We start from the raw sequence: 18704 nt of genomic DNA, 5'->3' as shown, positions 1-18704 counted from the left end.
GCCGTTAGCAAGCAGTGTTCGGCGCCTTGTCAGTGATGAGGTGGGGTGGTTATGTTATCGTGGTTTCCAGCGTGCTCTGGAAGCGGTAGCCGACGCCAGAGATGGTGTGGAAGAAACGAGGACTGGTCGTATCTGGCTCGAGTTTGCGGCGCAGGTGAGCAATGTAGACGTGCAGGTAGCTGGCTTGCGCGGCCTCTTCGTTGCCCCAGATGTGTCGCAGCAGCATCTGCTGGGTAAGAATCTTGTCCTGGTTGTACAGGAAGAAAACGAGTAGTTTATATTCGGTGGGCGTGAGTTTGATGTCCTGTGCGTTGAGCTGGACATGGTGTCGTGCGGTATCGACGCTGAGGGGACCAATCTCGAAGCTGGCCGAGCTGGTCGTGGGTGTAAGATAAGCGCTATGGCGCAGGGCAACGCGCACCCGGGCCATGACTTCATCGATGCCAAAGGGCTTGGCAATATAGTCGTCGGCCCCCAGGTCCAGGGCCTGCACTTTTTCCTGCTCCTTGCTGCGCACCGAAATAACGATGATTGCGGGCAGCTGCGAGCGTGTCCGCAGGTTTTTGCAGACATCCAGACCGTTCATCCCCGGCAGTCCGAGATCCAACAGGATCAGTTCAGGACTCTTCTGCTCTGCCAGGGATAGGGCCGCGTTCCCGTTGGCGGTGGTAAACACTTCATATTTTTGCGCGACCAGATTTCTTTGCAGGATGCGGGTAATGGCCGGATCATCCTCAGCAATCAAAATGCGTATCTTCCTGGTCATCGATAGATCCTCCTTCAAAAGCGGGAAGTGGTAGCGTGAACACGAAAATAGCGCCGCCGCCGGGTCGAGCTTCCACCCAGATGCGCCCGGCGTGCGCTTCAATGATGCCACGGCAAATGGCCAGGCCCAGGCCCATTCCCCCCGACTGTTGCTGTCCTCCGGATGGCGTTGTGAGGCGGTAAAATTTTTCAAAGATCTGTTCTCGTTCTCGCTCCGGAATGCCAGGCCCTCGATCAAGTATACGTACTTCTAGCGCGGCCACCTCATTGCGGACTTGAATATCGAGTGGTGAGTCCGCCGGCGTGTAACTGAGGGCGTTGTTGAGCAGGTTGGTCAGAACCTGCTCGATCAGGACTACATCGATAGGGATCGGCGTTATGTCGGGTGGGAGCGTGAGCTGGACCCGGCGCGAGCCGATAGCTGGTCGTAGTCGTAGCAAGACATCTTGCAGCAGTATATCGAAGGCGTACCAGGTCTTCTGTGGCCGCAGCACACCTGACTCGATGCGCGACATATCCAACAGATTTTCGATCAGACCATCCAGCCACTCGGCCTCGTACTCAATGGCGCTGATCAGCCCTCCCGGCTCCAGGTCCTGGTCCGTGATCGTACGCTGGATGCGCAGGCTGGTCGCCGCGGCTTTAATGGTCGTGAGCGGTTTGCGCAGATCATGCGAGACCGAAGTCACCAGGGCCGAACGTAGCTTCTCGGTCTGTTGATAGATCTGAAGCTGCATCCGCTCCTGGCGCACCTGCTCCTGCTGGATAATGGTGCTGGCATGCTCAAGCAAGGTTGCAAAGAAAAGGTGGGAGGCCGAAGTCGAGAGTCCGATCGTTGACCAGAAATGTTCCCCCCGGCTATTGATGAGTACATGCAGGCGCAAGATCCCCTTGACCTGCTGATTGACCTGCAGCGGAATCAACTGGATATAGCTACGAATGGGGCGCCGCTCCTCCCTGAAGAAGCGCGCCACCAGCGGCAGAGTGCGCGGAACCGGTATCTGGCGGATCGGTTCGTGCAATACCAGGCTACGGCCCTGCTCCCGGACCCAGTTGAGCGCATAATACTCATCGGGCGGCGCGAAGGTCTGCTGATTGGTTTGCGCCGGCACGGAGACCAGTTGCTGCTGTGCATCGAGCAAGAGAAATGTACATTGCAACAGGCCAAGCGGCTGGAAAACCTCGACCAGGTAGCGTGAGAACAGCGAGAGCTGCTTCTCCAGCGTCTCCTGGCGATTAGAGGTCTGGGCCAGTTGATAGAGCAGGCGCGCTTCGCGTTCCTTTTGTTGAGAATGTTCAATTTGTCTATGTAGGGCCGAGGCCAGATAGCTGGCTAGCAGGGCACTAAACAGAAAGGCCAGCAGGCTCAGAATATCCTCAAACTTCGAGGCCTGGAAGCTGTAGAACGGGGGGACAAAGAAGAGGTCAAAGGAGAAAAAGGCTAGCACCGAAGCCAGGCAGGCTGTATAGAAGCTCCGAAAGGCAGCTAGCACCAGGATGACTAAAATGTAGAGCAGCAGGGTATCCGGGAGATGTTGTGGCAGCTGGCAGATGTACATAATCAGCGTGGCCAGGAAAATACTGCCCACCGCCAGTAGGCTTTCGCGCGCACGCCATCGCCATGAACTTTGCTTGCGTCTCAAAAACCATGGCAATGGCAACAATTGTTCCATTGAACCTCCCCGTTTGCTTGATTGATCCCATCTTTGACACCACCGGTACGCTTCTAACCATCTCTTTGTTGCGACAGCGTATCCCTCGCATGAAGTATAGAAAGTGATGCATGGGCCGTCAATAGTATAGCTGGCAAGCATTGGGCATCATATAGCTACTTTAGCTATAGCTGTGCTGCTACTTTTCACCAACCCCTACCGTTTTTTGTCACTTTTGCCCCATACCTGGCTAACTTTTCGTGCCCTTCGCATGGATAATATCCACAATAAACCGGTTATTGTGCACATAAACTAACCAGTGGTCGTAATATTTTCTAAAAAAACGCTCAAAAAACCTTAAAGAAGTCTTAAATGTGGCCTGGATTTTCAAAAAAACCTTCAATAAGTAGATGGGAATGTGCAAATTGCACAAAAGCGCACCGGCATTATTTGAATAGATTGTCCCTAGGAACTGACAGGGGCAGGCTATTATACTTCTAGCAAGACGCATGTAAAGAAACAAATCGATGCCGAATTGTTCTCCAGGCAATGCTGCAATTCCGATGCGTAAATGGGCCTTATTCCCGCTCAGCGGCTCAAACGATTTCTTCCATTGGCAATCTAGATACTGTAAGGGTGCGTCGCACATAGCTTTGTTAACAACTGTTATCTCTGCTAGCAGGCTGCTGCACGCTTGTCCTTTTGTATGGATGCCCGTAAGAGAGGTTGTGTACTTTGTATTACATACATACTCGGTCGAAGAAAGTGTTTTTTTATAGAAGCGATATCAGTTCCTGGACGCGGATTACAGGCATCACATATTTATAGTGAGAAAGTGAGCGGAAACAGATGATAACAACGGAAGCTACACCCATCTCAGAAAAGAAAGTTGCGACTCGGAATCGTACATTCATTATCCAATTACTTGTCTTATTGGGCTTGGGTATTATTGTTGGCTATGCTTCGACCTTCTTTGCTGGTGCGTCGGCTGGCAGCTTCGATGCCAAAGCCATCAACAGCGGAGATACGGCCTGGGTGCTGACCTCGGCGGCGCTGGTCATGATTATGACGCCTGCGGTAGGCTTTTTCTATGGCGGCATGGTGACCAGCAAGAACGTTGTCAGCGTGATCAAGCAGACCCTGTTGATTCTGGCGATTGTCAGTATTCAATGGGTTTTTCTTGGATATAGCCTGGTGTTTGGCAACGACATTGGTGGTGTGATCGGCGGCCTGAACTACGCTGGCCTGCGAGGAGTTGGCTACGCGCCCAGTATTTACGCTCCGACCGTTCCACACCTGGCCTTTATGGCTTTCCAGGCCATGTTCGCCATCATTACGCCAGCCCTGATTATTGGCTCGTTCGTTGAACGCATCCGTTTCCGCACTCTGGTCATCTTTGTACTGGCCTGGACAACCCTGGTCTATGACCCTATCGCCCACTGGGTCTGGGGCACCGGTGGCTGGCTCCATAATATGGGCGCCCTCGATTTTGCTGGTGGAACCGTCGTCCATATCAGCGCAGGCTTTGCGGGCCTGGCCTCAGCCATCGTCATTGGCAAGCGTCGCAACATGCAGCAGGGTGAGCCCCTGGCCTCTAACAACGTCCCATTCGTGCTGCTGGGCGCGGGCCTGCTCTGGTTTGGCTGGTTCGGCTTTAATGCCGGTAGCGCCCTGGCTGCCTCTCCCCTGGCGGTGAGTGCCTTCATTGTCACCAATACTGCCGCAGCCGCAGCTGCTCTGACCTGGATGGCCCTGAGTTGGGCTGAGCACAAGAAGCCCAGCGCCATGGCGACCGCTACTGGAGCCGTGTGCGGCCTGGTAGCCATCACCCCGGCCAGTGGTTTCGTCGGACCCGTAGCCAGTATCGCCATCGGCATCGGTGCAGGCGTCGTCACCTACGTCATGCTCTTTATTCGCAACAAATGGATCCGCATCGACGACACCCTGGATGTCTGGGCAGCCCACGGCATGGGCGGCGTAACCGGAGCCATCCTGACCGGCCTCTTCGCCGAAAAGGCCATCAACAGCGCCGGCAACAACGGCCTCCTCTTCGGCAACCCCGGCCAGCTCGGGACGCAGGTCCTGGCCGTCCTGGTCACCCTGACCTACTCCTTTGTTCTCACATTCCTTATGCTGAAAGTCCTGTCGCCCCTTGGTCTGCGCGTCTCCGCCTCAGACGAAGAAAAAGGCCTGGATATCGCCGTACACGGCGAAGAAGGCTATCGCCTCTAAACAGCACAATATGGGTCCTGGCGATCGTTTCTGCTCCTGTAACCAGCGTTGGTTGCAAGGGCGGGAACGGTCGCCGGGGCCTATGTGTTTTTCCTTTGACCGCGCTGAACCACCCCCTGTTCCCAGGCAAAGACGGCCGCCTGGGTACGATCAGCCAGGTGCAATTTGCCCAGGATATTACTGACATGCCCTTTCACCGTTTGTTCGCTAATGGTCAACATCTGCGCGATGGTTGCATTGGTGTTACCCTGCGCGATGAGACGCAGTACTTCCAATTCGCGATCACTGAGCTCGGTAAAAACATTGGGAACATCCTTGCGCCCACCACGTATCTCCTGGACGACGCGGGCGGCGACGCGCGGATGAAGAAATGCCTCGCCGCGATGGGCGCTTCTAATAATATCGGCGAGATCGCCTGCCTGGACGTTCTTTAATACATAGGAGAGGGCACCCGCGCGCAGGGCGGGGAAGATATAGTCGTCTTCCTGGAAAGAGGTCAGGACAACAATCTGGGTGTGGGGACTTTTCTCCTTGATGCGGCGAATGGCTTCGATCCCTCCCATCCCCGGCATAGAAAGATCCATCAGGACCACATCGGGCACCAGGTCGGCAACCAGGCGTTCCGCCTCTTCGCCAGAGGCAGCTTCGCCCACGATGTGCAGGTCAGACTGCGTTTCAAGAAATGAGCGCACCCCCTGACGCACCAGGCTGTGATCATCAACCAGTAAGATACAGGTATTCTCAGTCATGGTCTATCCTTAACGATTTCATGCTTGTATGTTTCTTTCACGTGCCAGCATGGTTTTGTCGGTTCCATCTCGTGGCGGATCTCCACCTGGCACTGTGGCGGTAATGACAAACCCCTGCCCCGGTCTGCTCTGATAGCGTACCACGCCACTGAATGGTAGCAAGCGCTCAGACATGGAAAGGAGGCCGATACCTTTTCCTATCTTGCTTGAGACATGACATCCTCGGCCGTTATCGGTGATCTTCAGGGTCGTGGCATCCTGGTGCAGCAGCAACTGAAGATGCACGCTGCTGGCATGGCTATGGCGCGCGACATTCGACAATGCCTCTTGTGTCAGCCGGTACAGGGCGTCTTCCAACGCCATGGGTACCGCGTGTATCCCATCGACCTGCAAGGTGGCCTCGATGCTGGTTTGCTGGCTCCACTGCTCTATCTGCTCCCGTAACACGTGTGGAAACGTCCTGCCTGCGAGTATTGTGGGACGCAGTGCATGAATCAGGGCCGTCAGGTCATCTTGCATCTGTCCAAGCAGGCTCTCGGCCTGCTCCAGGCGTCCTGATACGCCTTCTTTTCCCTGTAGAAGCAGGGCCTTTGCGCCACTGATCTGCATAAAGATAGCAAAGGCCTGTTGTTTGATGCTATCATGCAGATCACGCGCCATTCGCCCCCGCTCATCCAGGGCTGCCTGCTCCTGACGCACCTGGACGAGTTGCTGAAGCTGTTCGGCCATCCGATTCAGGCCGCGCATCAGTTGTCCAATTTCATCTTCCTGTGGATCATTTACCAGTGCTGAGAAGTCGCCGTGGCTCCAGTGATCGGTGGCCTGCGCCAGGTTTCCCAGGCGTCGGATGAGCGGTCGAGAGGTGACGGCGCCAAAAATCGCTCCCGCGGCCCCAACGCATAGAACAATCACGATCGAGGCTGGCAGCAAGATGGTGAGGGCGATGCCCGTTATCAGTGGGGCGCGAATCATCAGGTTGGTGGCATGAAGGACCAGCATGCCATTGAGCCGCATATCCTGCCCCTTGAGTGGAATCAGGATCAGTATGCCCGTTGCCGCGTCCTCGTGCGCGACCACCTCGCTACTCATCCGGCGATTGAGGGTCGTGCGCAGAAGCTGCGCATCCTGGTTGGAGAGCACACGCGAGAACGGCGTCCCCGACGAAAGCCGCTGAGTGCCCACTCCGGTCGAGGTCAGGACGCGTCCCTGCCCGTCAACGACCGCAAGGATGCCGGTATAGGAAAACACCCTGGCAACGGTACGCTGCTGCTGTTGCAGCCAGAGCGCCAATCCAGCCTGGTCCGGTCCATGGTCGCTGGCCAGTAAAGAGGTCGTCACATCCGTATTGCTTTCCAGCGCGCTCGTGAGCAAGAAGGTGTGGAAAAAATACAGACCCCAGATCAGCACGATAAGGAGCAGCAGCTCCATCACGAGCCAGGCCGCCATACTGATAAACATATATGAGCGAGCCAGGCGCCAATGCAGCGGTCGGAAGGCTTTCGATACGTTTTTCTGCACAGCACACTCCTGTTTTCTCTGTTGTTGCGAATAGTTGAAATCCCTCGCCTGCAAGGAGGCGATGCTTCCATCCCCCGCTCAACGATGACAATGGAAGCATAGCACAACAGTCGGGACCGGGTTACCTCCCATGGGGGAGATATGCTCTCTTGCGAACGCCTGGGAGGGGGATCAGCGGGTGCGCGCGGTGCGGCGCTGATAATGCCAGGTCGGGATCAAAAACAGCAGGCCCGCACAAAGGAAGAATGATCCATAGAGTATGACGCGCAGCTGAAAGCCGCCGCCGACAAGAATGCCCGCGGGCGGCGAGGCCAGCAGACCGTTCTGGACGAGTGCGGTCGATACTGAACCGAGCAGCGGGTAGCCGATCAGAATTGCGCAGCCGCTCCAGGCGGCCGTGAGCAGGAGCCAGCGCAACGGACGTGAGAGCTGCTCACCCCACGGCTGGACCAGCGCGAGCGCCACCAGGCAGGCTAGAAGTTTCAAGGGAATCACCGCCAGATTCATCAGCATGATCCAGCCGACGATGTGATGCACGCGCCAGTGCTGCAGGGGATCTGGTCCCCCAAGCTGGAGATAGACGTTCGCTATCGCGAACAACAATGCCCAGGCACACGCCGCGTAACCGCTGCCCACCACCCACCATGGCTTGCTGGCACCAGTCACATTTGATGGAGTCGGAGATGTTTGTATCATCGCAATTATCCTTTCCTCTGAGCGTCTCTATGACGCCAACATGTCACAAAATGATCATTACTAGAGCAAAGGATATAGCGGAAACCGCACGCTGAGATGCCCCTGGAGAGGGGTTTCTTACCCTACTCTGGATGTAGAGAGGGCGCTCAGGACGGCCTTCTCTTTGGTAATCCCGGCCAGCTTTGGACGCAGGTCCTTGCCTTCCTTCTGCTGAGGGTCCTTGCACCCCCTGGTCTGCGCGGTCTCCGCATCAGACGAAGAAAATTGGTGTTGTTAGATATGAATGTCGCAGTTGGCGAGCTGAGTTTGTATTGATGATGGAACTTCCGCCAGCGGGTTGCCATAAAGGTGTAGATGCTCGAGTGTGCTGAGCCGGGCGATTTCGCCAGGTAGTGTCGTCAGGGCATTCTGCATGACATTGAGTGTGTGCAAATGGTGAAGCTCACCAAGCTGTGCGGGCAGTGTGCGCAGATAGTTGTTGGCCAGCTCCAGGTCGCGTAATTGTGCAAGTTGACCTAACTCGGCTGGCAGCGCGCATAAGCGATTGGTGGTCAAGATTAATTCTTCCAGTTCCTGCCAGCCTACCAGTGTGGCCGGAAGCGTGGTCAGGCGATTATTGTTCAGGCGCAACATGCGCAACTTTTCCCACCGCCCTACCTCGGCGGGAAGCGCGGTCAGACGGTTTTTGTGTCCATAAAGTTGTTGCAGCTCGCTCCATTGTCCCACTTCTGCAGGAAGCATCTCTAGCTGGCTATCGCTGATGACCAGCTCGCGCAACTGTCGCCACCCTCCGACGGTTGCGGGCAGCGTACTCAGCCGGGTACGCATCAAGTGGAGCTTATGCAGCTTTGACCACCGCCCTACCTCATCCGGCAGGAATTGCAAGGGATTAAAAGCCAGGTACAGCACCTGGAGATGCAACCAGTTGCCAACTTCCGGTGGCAGGGTCTGGAGCTGGTTGCGGCGCAGATCGAGCTCCTCAACACTGGTCCATAAGCCCACGGTCGCCGGTAGCACCGGCAACCTACAGTTCTCAAGGGACAGGTGGCGCAGACGCGGCAACTGGCCTATAGCACTGGCCCAGGCATCGTTGGCCGCTTCTTCCGCTTCCATATGCAGGTTACTCAGGTAAAGAGTGTGGAGCTGAGCCAGGCGCGCTACTGGATAGGGAAAGGCCCGTGTGGCTGCCAGCAGGGTGTGGAGCTGCGTCAGTTCTCCCAGTCCCTCGGGCAGTTGCTGGAGAGGATTGCCCGTCAACGCCAGTTCTTCCAGTGCCTTCAGGGCTCGGAGCTCCTCCGGCAGGGTGGTAAGGCGATTGTTTTCCAGGCGCAGTAGCCGCAGGTGGATCAGGTTGCCGATCGTGGCGGGTACTGCGTGCAGCTCATTCTGATTGAGGTAGAGCTGTTCCAGGTTGGTCAACTGCCCGAGCTCGTCTGGCAGCTCTTGCAGACCGCACTCGCGCAGCGAAAGCTGGCGCAGCTGATGCAGATTGCCCAGCCCAGAGGGAACAGTTTGCAACTGGCACTGTCCCACCGTCAACACCTCGAGCCGCGTCAACTGCCAGAGCGTCTCAGGTAGTTCCGTCCAGAAGCTATAGCCAGACAGCATCAGCGAACGGAGGTGTGGCAGCTCCGCCAGAGAAGGTGGCAGCGCCGGGACCGTCGCGCACGCCATCTGTAGCTGCTGCAAGCGTGATAATTGATCCAGGTCAGCAGGGAGCTTGATCGCTTCGCGCCCCCACAAGCGTAGATCCTCTATATGTACCAGTTGATTGAGTTCAGCTGGAATAACAAGTGTATCGGCCGTTAAATAGAGTGTAGTGAGAAAGGATGAAGCCTCATCGAAATGGGCTATCACCTGTACACCATCTTGTAGAAACGTCCACTGCCCATCCACCATCTGCATTTCACTATCGATTGATATACCCATCTGTCTCAACACCGCCAACAGAATATTTTGATCACTTTGGGATTGAGCCATACGCGTGCGTCCTCTTTCACAACATTTTGAGGGTAAACATAAATAGATGTCAGCTTTATAGATTGAAATTTATATAAAAATGCATTGTATCATGTTATCCTCATGTAAGAGATGAGATAGGTAATTTGGAGTGTGTATTTTCTGAAGCATTATTTGTGTTCTAGTTGCCTGACACCGATCGGTCCCTCTCGTATCGCGTGCCAGGCATTATCTATACATTGAAGCGTTGAGGTAGAATCGATGAATAAAACTGATCGTTTGTTAGCGATTGTACTGGAATTGCAGCGCAAGGGGCGGCGGCGCGCCGAGGACCTGGCGGAGACGTTTGAGACCAGCAAGCGTACGATCTATCGTGATATCCTGGCTTTGTGTGAGGCCGGGGTGCCGGTCGTTTCTGTGCCGGGCCAGGGCTACTCGCTGATGAAGGGCTATTTTTTGCCGCCGCTAAGCTTCACGACGGAGGAGGCAACCATGCTGCTCCTTGGCGGAAACTTTATGGCGAAAAATTTTGACGCCCAGTATCGCGCCGCCGCCGAGTCGGCCGTGCGCAAAATTGAGGGCGTGCTGCCCGAGACCTTGCGTGCTGACGTGCAGTATTTGCAGAGCAATATTCGCTTCATTGGACCCATTACAGCTCCCGATGCTAAAGAGCATGAAACCCTGCAACAATTGCGCCGGGCACTGCTGGATCGCAATACCATCCGCTTTCGCTACCATACACGCCATCGCAGCGACGAACAGAGCGCTCCTCAGACGCGTGAGGCCGATCCTTATGGATTGGCGTATATCATGAGCGCCTGGCACCTGACTGCCTACTGCCACCTGCGCCAGGATATCCGCAACTTTCGTCTTGATCGCATCGAAGAACTGGAGTTGTTGACGCGCACCTTCACGCGTCCGGCCAACGTGAATTTTGGTCAGAGCGAGCGCGACCAGCAGCGAACAATGACCGCGCGCGTGCTCTTCGACAGTGAAATCGCCCGCTGGGTACGCGAGAGTCGCTCCTACTATGTCACCGCCGAAGAAGAGACCGCAGATGGTTTGCTGGTGACCCTGAAAGTTCGCCAGGAGCGCGAGATCCTCCAATGGCTGCTGAGCTGGGGAAGCCACGTCAAGATACTGGAGCCAGCCTCGCTGAGGGAGCTTCTAGCCGAAGAAACGCGACGTATGCTGCAGAATTACCAGATTGAAAATAATCTCACAAAATGAAAACGCTGCTGACATAATGCTGTCACAACCATACAGTACACTACTGGTATAGATAAACGCGAGCCGCTAAACAAGTATATATCGACCGAGCGTTGATATAGCAGAAAAGAAGGAGAAAAGAAATTATGTCAACTATGCCAGTACTCGACTTTGTGGTTTTCTACGTCTCGGATCTCGAGGAGTCGTTCGCATACTTCACGGAAAAGCTCGGCTTCAAGCCCGTTCCCGAGCAGAGCGGCCCCGTTTTTCGCGGCCTGCGAGGCAACGAAGAACGAATCGGTTTTGGCTTGAACCTGGCAGGTGAGGACACGCCGCCAGCCGGCACTGTCGAGCTATACTTCAAGACCAATGATATTGCCGAGCTTCACACCACGCTCACCGCGAAAGGGGCCGGGACAACGTCAGTTGTGCAAATGCCCTTTGGCTCAATCTTCGGCGTGCAATCGCCCGACCAACACGCGCTCGTCATGCTTCAATCGCCCAAAAATTAGGTTATATCTACCGACTAAATATTGAGCGCTCAACATGTTAATGAAGCGGGTCTCTTTTCCCAAGGGATAGAGACCCATCATGCTACTCAGAGCTGTTTCTTATGATACCAATTTCTGTTCTGCCCACGACCTCTCGATAGAAGGCTGGCCCATGCACGAAGTTACCGCGCATCCCCAGGCCGCGCAGGTAATCAAGCTCTTTCACGATCTCTGGAACACAAACTTCTTGCCGGAAACTTGATCAAGACATGGTTTGCACATACCGATAGGAATCATTGCAACAAAAATTTTGTTCAGGGAACGAAAATTAGATGAACTCCATGTACTTTTCAGTACATGACACAGATGCTCCCATTACCCCAAGATGTGCGGCAACGTACCTGGCGTATCTGCAAGGAGAGAGAATGAGCCGTGAACAGCGAGCAGGGGCCGTCGAAAAAGAGACCGGTCGCCTCGAATCCTTCAGCGATGGCGTCTTTGCCGTCGCCATTACGTTGCTGGTGTTCAATTTACAGGTGCCACACCTGCCGGGAGCGATCTCCGTGCCCGCGTTGGGCAGCGCGCTGCTTGCGCGGTGGCCGTCTTACCTCACGTTCATGACGAGTTTTGCCACGATCTTGATCATGTGGGTAAGCCATCATAGCCTTTTCAAATTGGTGTACAGGACCAACACCCCCTTTCTGTTCGCCAATGGCTTGCTACTGTTGTTAGTCACCGTGGTGCCCTTTCCCACCTCTCTGGTGGCCCAGTACCTCATCACGCCCGCGGCGCCCCTGGCGTGTGCCGTCTATGCCGGGGTCTTTGTTGTGATCAATGTGGCCTACAACCTGCTCTGGTGGGCAGCCACGCATCAGCGCCGTCTGCTGCACCCTGCCGTGACTTCCCACCAGGTAAAGAGCGTGACACGCAACCAACTGCTGGGATTGCCGCTCTACCTGCTGGCGACTCTGCTGGCTTTCTGGAATCCCTATGTAAGTCTGGGCTTGTGCAGTTGCCTGTGGATCTTCTGGGCCTTCGCCTACTATGTACGCAGCCCGAGTCCACGTCGTCTTGCAGGAGGGCAAGACGAGCAGACGGCTCCTGAAAGCGAGGCGTGAGGCCGAAGGGGCTGCTGTGCGCTTTCACGCTGCTGCTCTTGTGCGAAGGTGCGTTGCTGCGTTGGTGGCATCGTGCGTGATCGCACTCATGCGTTGGTGCGTTGGTGCGTTAGTGCGTTCGTGGCCGGACCATTCCTTTGCTTTCAGGAGGTGCGTATACATGACATGCTATTATTTAGATGAGTATATATAATGGATGGTTGCCGCTCGCCAGGGGCGGACGGCTAGTCAAAGGATTGTATTGAACTATTTATGGTGACGAGTGCTGAATCGACGTTGTTTCCAGGGTTGCGCCGGCCATATATTTTTGCGCATCAGGGCGGCGAGCTGCTGGCGCCGACCAATACCATGGCAGCCTTTGCGGTGGCCGATGCCATCGGGGGCATAGATTTCTTAGACGTGGATGTTCATATGACGCGGGATGGGCACCTGGTGGGCATCCATGATGCGACGGTGGATCGGACCACCAATGGGCAGGGCCGCGTAGATAGTTTTACGCTGGCCGAGCTGCAGCAGTTGGATGCTGGCTATCACTTCCAGGATTTGCAGGGCCAGTATAGCTATCGCGGCAAGGGCGTGTATATTCCGGCCCTGGAGGAGGTGTTTCAGGCTTACAGCTCAAAATACTATTTGCACTTTGAGGTCAAAGATGCCTATCCCAGGCAGGGGTCATCGCAGATCGAAGCGAAGCTATGGGCGCTAATCCAGAAGTATCAGATGGAGCAGCGCGTGATCGTGTCGTCGTTTGTGCAGGCGGTGGTGGCGCGCTTCCAGGCCCTGAGTGGTGGCCGAGTCGTCACCGGCGCTGGTCGTCCAGAAGTAACCAGCTTTGTGCTGACCCATAAGGCCCGTCTGCCCTGGCTCTATCGCCGCCGCTCAACGGTCCTTTCCATCCCGGACGCCCACAGCGGAGTCGACCTCAAGGACCCCGCGCTGGTCCGGGGAGCGCGGCGCAAGGGAATGGAGCTCTACTACTGGACCATCGATGAGCCCGATCTGATGCGCCAGCTGATCGAGATGGGCGCCGACGGGCTCTTCACCAATCGGCCCGACCTGCTAAAAGATCTGCTCATCGAGTTGGGGCTGCGCTGAGTGATGGTGAGATTGATCCAGCACCGCTCTGTTTCCAGGGCATAAGTACAACGGTGATTGGGAAAGGAACGTTGAATTAATCTAGTTGTGCCAACTGCACACCCAGAAGCCTCATCGGTTGATCAACTGATGAGGCTTCTGATCGTTTTGCGCTTGAGTTGTGAGCAGCTATTTTTGAAACAGATACAATCCAAACCCCAAGGTATCTCGTCCCCAACGCAGAGAGATATCGCGCCAGGCACGTCTGCGTGCGAGAAGGGCTGGCACATCTGGATCATCGGGATGCTGCCGGGCATAGCGTTCCATTGTTAGTAAATGGGACCATTCATACCGATCCCACTCGTCATCGCTACATACCAGGGTATACAGAGGGATAAGGCCGAGCGTGACGCCAGCAGTGACATTTTCCGCATGGGTGAGGAGCTCCTCACGAGACGCCCCTATCGCAGCAAGGTACTCGGGTGCTGGCTCTTGTTTCCAGTACCCATCCCCCACGAATACTTGCCCACCTGGACGAACATATTGGGACAGGCGCTCAAGCGTTCCTTTGAAGCCACCATAAATCTCAGATGCTCCCAGACAGATAGCAAGATCGAATGTCTCGGGGGCTGCGCGGAAGAGGGATGCATCGCATTCTTGCAGTTCCAGCATCCCTTGAGGAAGACGCGCCGCAGCTTGCTCATGTGCTTCCTGCAAGGAAGGAGAAGAGAAATCAACTCCGAGAGCCGTGACCTGATAACGCTCGACAAGACGAATGAGCAATTCGGCCTTGCCTGCTCCGATATCGAGCACTCGAGCCTCTGGGGTGAGTTGCAGAAGGGTGATGAATTCCTCCATTTTTTCCACGCTAAAGGGATTGCAATATCGTGAGCCTTGATGAGAAATGGCAGAGTACTTATGTCGATCCACAAATATTCCTCTCAAATGGTGAGAATACTCACCGATGTTCTTCTCCGATCCACTGTTGCTGTGAAACGCACGCCACCATGAGTGTGCGACACTGCTTTGGTGTGGAAGGAGGGATGTCAATGAGATGGAAACAGACGACGTTTCACCCGCATCTCGACAGCACTTCTCCAGGCCATCTCGAAAAGTTACACTCCTGCTCCTGAAGAAGGCATAATGGTATCAAGATGTAGATGAGGAAAATCATTCATACAGTCCATCCCTCCTTTCTTGCTCTCCAACAATCAACTATCGGCCACGAACTGTTGCGTTTCTCCCGCCCAGGTGGTTGCGCCAGTATAACACAGTCATATCTTTTCGGCAAGAAATTTTGCTTTTCTTACCTCCTGGGGCTCGTGCTGTTTGAGAAATACCGCACTTTTTTCTCTCTTCGACTTCTGTATTACGTCCGCTCCTCGCGCTATTCCAGAGAAAGATGCGGCCCTGGAAAAATGAATGACACCCGAGCTGTTGAAAGCTCTTGAAAATCTCTCAAAAAAATGATAAAATGAGTCAATGATTACGTAACACATGAAGTGTTGAAAGAACCATTCATGCCCTGAAAAAAGGCGTAATCCTTAAGAATTGAGTAAAGGAGTGATCCCACCTTCGCTCGGAGAAGTGTCAGCCTGGCTGGAGCAGCAGGGCGTGGCCCCAACCAGCGCACCCTTTATCCGCTTTCACGTCATATCTAATTCTAATCTAATCTAACCGACCCCAAAGACGAACCAGAGAAACCAAACATGCCACCTATAGGGGCGTTTCAACATTACATCCTTTTTTATTAATCTATTAACTTCTTTTTAACTTCTTTATAGCTGTGTATTAATAGTACATCTCTATATTTATGTGGTTGAATGTATAGTCATTTGAGAAATTAGAAAGGATTTTTAATTGGAACGACACATCTCTGGGCAGACTCAGAATCGTAACGATTCAGCGCTAGAGATTGATGAGATCAACGTATCACCGCAAACTGTACAAATCCACGATCAGCTACGTCAAGCCCGTCTGCGGCAAGCAAGGAACTTTGCCTGGGCATTACTCTACCTGGCTCCGGCTTTGATTTTGTTTGCTCTTTTCTCTTATTTTCCTTTTTTCCAGGCTATCTGGTTGAGCCTTCATGTGACGGATGAGGTTGGGAATCCGGTACGTTTTGTGGGGCTCCGCTATTATTTGAGTATTTTTAACCTGGACGGAAGTGGAAATACAACATATCTACAAAGCCTGTTGACGAGCTGTCGGTTTGCGCTCATGGTGGTGGTGCTACAAATTGTTCTGGGGATCGGGCTAGCCCTGCTGGCTCAGGCCAGAGTAAAGGGCATCGGCATCTTTCGTGTCATCTTCACCGTGAGTATCGCGGTTTCGCTGGCCAGCGCAGGCGTATTCTGGTCGCTTCTCTACAATCCAAGTACAGCTTTCATGAGCTGGTTGAGCAATGCTTTGCACCTGGCCCAACCAGGCGTGCTCAACAACGCCTCGACCGCCCTGCCCGCAATGGCCATCATGACAGTCTGGTCCGGCTTAGGCTTCAACTTTGTGATTACGTTCGCAGGCATCCAGGCCATTCCCGTGGAACTGCATGAAAGTGCCGCCCTGGACGGGGCAGGTACCTGGAAGATATTCCGCCATATCACCCTGCCTTTGCTGACACCGATTCTACTATTTCTGTTAGTGGTCAACACGATTCAAAGCTTTCAAGCATTCACCCAGTTTAACGTGTTGATGGGAGGACCGGGGCCCGACGATGCCACCAATGTCTTCATCTACCAGACATTTCTATCTTTCTGGATGGATCATCGGGATGGCTTTGCCTCGGCCATGTCTATCGTCCTGTTTTTGATCCTCTTACTGCTCAGTGCCTTGCAACTTGGTTTTCTGGGAAGGAGGGTCAACTATCAATGAGTTATTCTTTACGTGCACTCAAAACGGGTACCACCTATGTATTGCTCGTCCTGGCGTCGATTTTGCTGCTCTTCCCATTCTTCTTTGCGCTCTCCGTGGCGCTACAAGGAGAGACGGTCACGCCGCATTTCTTGCCGGATCTGGGAAATCTGGATTGGAGCGTCTTCGCTAAAGTGCTGGAGCAGCAACCGGACCTGGTTCGCTGGACCATTAACTCCTTTGTAGTGTCGCTGGTCGTCACCCTGGGTGTTATTATTACCTCGGCACTGGCTGCGTATGCATTTGCGACCCTGGAGTTCTGGGGAAAATCCTTTTTCTTTCTGCTGGCCCTTGGCACGCTGATGATCCCTTTTGAAGCCACCATTATTCCGAACTTCCTGTTTATCTCGCATATGGGATGGATTGATAGTTATCAAGGATTAATTGCGCCATTTCTGGCCAGTGGTTTCGGCATTTTTCTCCTGCGCCAATATTTCCTGACCATTCCCCATGAACTCTATGAGGCCGCTCGCATAGATGGCTGTGGGCGCACCCGTTATTTATGGAGTATTCTGCTCCCGATCTCCAAACCGGCACTGGCGACCCTGGGACTCTACACCTTTCTGAGTACCTGGAATCAGTTTTACTGGCCATTGCTCGTTACCGATAGTTCGCCATGGCGTACCACACAAGTCGGTATCACCATATTTCACTCGAATGAGGTTCAGATCCTGAACACGCAAATGGCGGCGACCTTAATCATCATTCTACCAACGCTCATCCCCTTAATCTTTGGACAACGCCAACTTGTACGCGGTTTAACCGCGGGCATTTTTAAATAATTGAATAATTCCTGGTTTTTTTGGAGGACAATATTTCATGCGACATTTTAAACCATTCCTGTTGCTCGCCATGCTCATGGTGATCCTGGCAGGCTGTGGTGAGGCTAACACCACCCAGTCACAATCTAACGGCCCAACACAGATCACTTTCTGGTATGGTCTGGGTGGTAATAATGGCAAAGTAGTCCAGTCTCTGATAGACAAATATAATAAGAGCCAAAAAAAATATCATGTGGTGGGGGTTTTCCAGTCATCTTATGATGATACATTAAATAAATTCAATTCATCGATCGCTGGCAACAACCTGCCGAACCTGGTACAGATCTACGACATTGGGACGCAGCGCATGATCGATACCAAGAAGATCGTTCCAGTGCAAACCCTGGTTGAGCGCGACCATCTGCAAAGCGCGATCGATGATATCGAGCCCGCCATCCGCAGCTACTACACAATCAATAATACCCTCTATTCAATGCCCTTTAACTCTTCGACCGCTGTCATGTATTTCGACAAAAACGCCTTCCGCAAGGCTGGCTTGAATCCTGATCAGAAACTATGGACCTATGATCAGCTACTGGATGCCGCGAAAAAACTGACCGTAAAGGATGCCAGCGGCAAGGTATCGCGCACCGGGGTCGCCCTGTATGACTATAGCTGGCTCTATGAACAAGAGCAAGCCATTAGCGACACTCTGCAGGCGCAGCCTGAGAATGGACGCACCGGGCGTGCCAGCAAATTTATCTTTAATAATCAGGCAGGCGATCAGTGGCTGACTTTCCAGAAGCAGCTCATGGACCAGGGCAGCGCCACCTATTCAAGCAGTAGTGCCAGCACCGATGCAAGCTCTGCATTCTTGAGTGGGAAAGCCGCGATTATGTTTGACTCAATCGCCAGTCTGCGCGGCTATACCACCACGGCCGAGAAGAATGGTGGCAAAATTGATATTGGGACCGCTTATCTGCCACGGCCCGCGGATGCCAAAGGGCGCAACATCATCGGTGGCGCCTCCTTGTGGGTAACCAACCAGGGATCAAGCGCGCAGCAAGATGGGGCCTGGGACTTCATAAAATACGCCATCCAACCAGAGACACAGGCCTACTGGTCATCAAACACAGGCTACATTCCTGTACGCCTGTCAACCTACAACCTGCCAGACATGAAGGCCACGCTCTCAAAATATCCACAATTCATCATGGCAACCGAACAGATTCGTGCGTCCTCGACCAACAACCGGAACGCCGGTTGCGTCGCGGGCAACCTGACCTCGGTAAGAACCTACATCCAGCAGGCCACGGATCAATACTTGACCGGCAAAGTCAAAGATCCCCAGAGCGCATTGGATGATGCAGCCAAAAAAGCCAACTCATCGCTCAGTGACTACAACGAAGCCTATCAATAACCTTGTTTGGAAGTAGGCACCTTCGAAAGTGCCTGCTTCCTCATAAGAAGCATATTGATGGAAGACAAAAGGCTCCAGCAACGGCCGCTCTCAAACCACGAAACGGTTGATCATGCCAGGGACATGATCAACCGTTTCGTGGTTAAGGTTTAA

16 protein-coding genes are annotated in these 18704 nt (G+C 53.8%); 9 read left to right on the top strand and 7 right to left on the bottom strand.

The genetic code is table 11. From position 1 onward, the window contains the following. Nucleotides 1–49: 49 nt before the first annotated feature. Entirely contained in the window at nucleotides 50–766 is a 717-nt protein-coding gene (locus JMI88_RS32655) for a response regulator transcription factor (RefSeq protein ID WP_201366222.1), read from the bottom strand. Continuing rightward, nucleotides 735–2438 carry a sensor histidine kinase gene (locus JMI88_RS32650; protein ID WP_201366221.1) on the bottom strand — a complete coding sequence of 568 codons (1704 nt, stop codon included), beginning with the start codon at nucleotides 2436–2438 and terminating at the stop codon, nucleotides 735–737. Before JMI88_RS32650 ends, JMI88_RS32655 begins: the two co-directional genes overlap by 32 nt. Nucleotides 2439–3266: 828 nt before the next feature. Here JMI88_RS32650 and JMI88_RS32645 point away from each other — a divergent pair. Continuing rightward, entirely contained in the window at nucleotides 3267–4649 is a 1383-nt protein-coding gene (locus JMI88_RS32645) for an ammonium transporter (protein ID WP_236023164.1), read from the top strand. Nucleotides 4650–4729: 80 nt separating this feature from the next. Here JMI88_RS32645 and JMI88_RS32640 read toward each other — a convergent pair whose 3' ends face one another. The 4 genes from JMI88_RS32640 to JMI88_RS40425 form a co-directional block, all read right to left on the bottom strand. Beyond that, complete coding sequence (locus JMI88_RS32640; protein ID WP_201366220.1) at nucleotides 4730–5398, bottom strand: response regulator; 669 nt, start codon at nucleotides 5396–5398, stop codon at nucleotides 4730–4732. Between the two features lie 18 nt (nucleotides 5399–5416). Next, a complete protein-coding gene (locus JMI88_RS32635) occupies nucleotides 5417–6916 on the bottom strand; it encodes a sensor histidine kinase (protein WP_201366219.1) in 1500 nt (499 codons plus the stop codon). Between the two features lie 171 nt (nucleotides 6917–7087). Further along, on the bottom strand, nucleotides 7088–7612 hold the full coding sequence (locus JMI88_RS32630; RefSeq protein WP_201366218.1) for a hypothetical protein: 525 nt from the start codon (nucleotides 7610–7612) through the stop codon (nucleotides 7088–7090). 273 nt (nucleotides 7613–7885) lie between these two features. Continuing rightward, entirely contained in the window at nucleotides 7886–9592 is a 1707-nt protein-coding gene (locus JMI88_RS40425; protein ID WP_201366217.1) for a leucine-rich repeat domain-containing protein, read from the bottom strand. A 240-nt stretch (nucleotides 9593–9832) separates the two neighbouring features. Here JMI88_RS40425 and JMI88_RS32620 point away from each other — a divergent pair, with 240 nt between their 5' ends. The 5 genes from JMI88_RS32620 (at nucleotide 9833) to JMI88_RS32600 (ending at nucleotide 13481) form a co-directional block, all read left to right on the top strand. Further along, a complete protein-coding gene (locus tag JMI88_RS32620; RefSeq protein ID WP_201366216.1) occupies nucleotides 9833–10801 on the top strand; it encodes a helix-turn-helix transcriptional regulator in 969 nt (322 codons plus the stop codon). A 125-nt stretch (nucleotides 10802–10926) separates the two neighbouring features. Further along, nucleotides 10927–11292: a VOC family protein gene (locus tag JMI88_RS32615; RefSeq protein ID WP_201366215.1), complete on the top strand. Its 366-nt coding sequence runs from the start codon at nucleotides 10927–10929 to the stop codon at nucleotides 11290–11292. Nucleotides 11293–11371: 79 nt separating this feature from the next. After that, the gene (locus JMI88_RS32610; protein ID WP_201366214.1) at nucleotides 11372–11533 is read left to right on the top strand and encodes a hypothetical protein; all 162 of its coding nucleotides are present in this window, start codon (nucleotides 11372–11374) and stop codon (nucleotides 11531–11533) included. 163 nt (nucleotides 11534–11696) lie between these two features. Then, a complete protein-coding gene (locus JMI88_RS32605; protein WP_201366213.1) occupies nucleotides 11697–12389 on the top strand; it encodes a TMEM175 family protein in 693 nt (230 codons plus the stop codon). Between the two features lie 252 nt (nucleotides 12390–12641). Beyond that, nucleotides 12642–13481: a glycerophosphodiester phosphodiesterase family protein gene (locus tag JMI88_RS32600; RefSeq protein WP_201366212.1), complete on the top strand. Its 840-nt coding sequence runs from the start codon at nucleotides 12642–12644 to the stop codon at nucleotides 13479–13481. Between the two features lie 168 nt (nucleotides 13482–13649). On the opposite strand, the gene JMI88_RS32595 is transcribed toward JMI88_RS32600, so the two are convergent. Further along, nucleotides 13650–14390, bottom strand: coding sequence for an SAM-dependent methyltransferase (locus tag JMI88_RS32595; RefSeq protein WP_201366211.1), 741 nt, complete (start codon nucleotides 14388–14390; stop codon nucleotides 13650–13652). Nucleotides 14391–15320: 930 nt separating this feature from the next. Here JMI88_RS32595 and JMI88_RS32590 point away from each other — a divergent pair. The 3 genes from JMI88_RS32590 to JMI88_RS32580 are packed head-to-tail and all read left to right on the top strand — an operon-like array spanning nucleotide 15321 to nucleotide 18551. Further along, nucleotides 15321–16331: a carbohydrate ABC transporter permease gene (locus JMI88_RS32590; RefSeq protein ID WP_201366210.1), complete on the top strand. Its 1011-nt coding sequence runs from the start codon at nucleotides 15321–15323 to the stop codon at nucleotides 16329–16331. Beyond that, the gene (locus JMI88_RS32585) at nucleotides 16328–17152 is read left to right on the top strand and encodes a carbohydrate ABC transporter permease (RefSeq protein WP_201366209.1); all 825 of its coding nucleotides are present in this window, start codon (nucleotides 16328–16330) and stop codon (nucleotides 17150–17152) included. Before JMI88_RS32590 ends, JMI88_RS32585 begins: the two co-directional genes overlap by 4 nt. Before the next feature lie 37 nt (nucleotides 17153–17189). Beyond that, nucleotides 17190–18551, top strand: coding sequence for an ABC transporter substrate-binding protein (locus JMI88_RS32580; protein ID WP_201366208.1), 1362 nt, complete (start codon nucleotides 17190–17192; stop codon nucleotides 18549–18551). The last annotated feature ends 153 nt before the right edge of the window (nucleotides 18552–18704 follow it).

It is taken from the genome of Dictyobacter formicarum (genome assembly GCF_016587435.1).
This window is presented reverse-complemented; position numbering and strand designations above follow the sequence as displayed.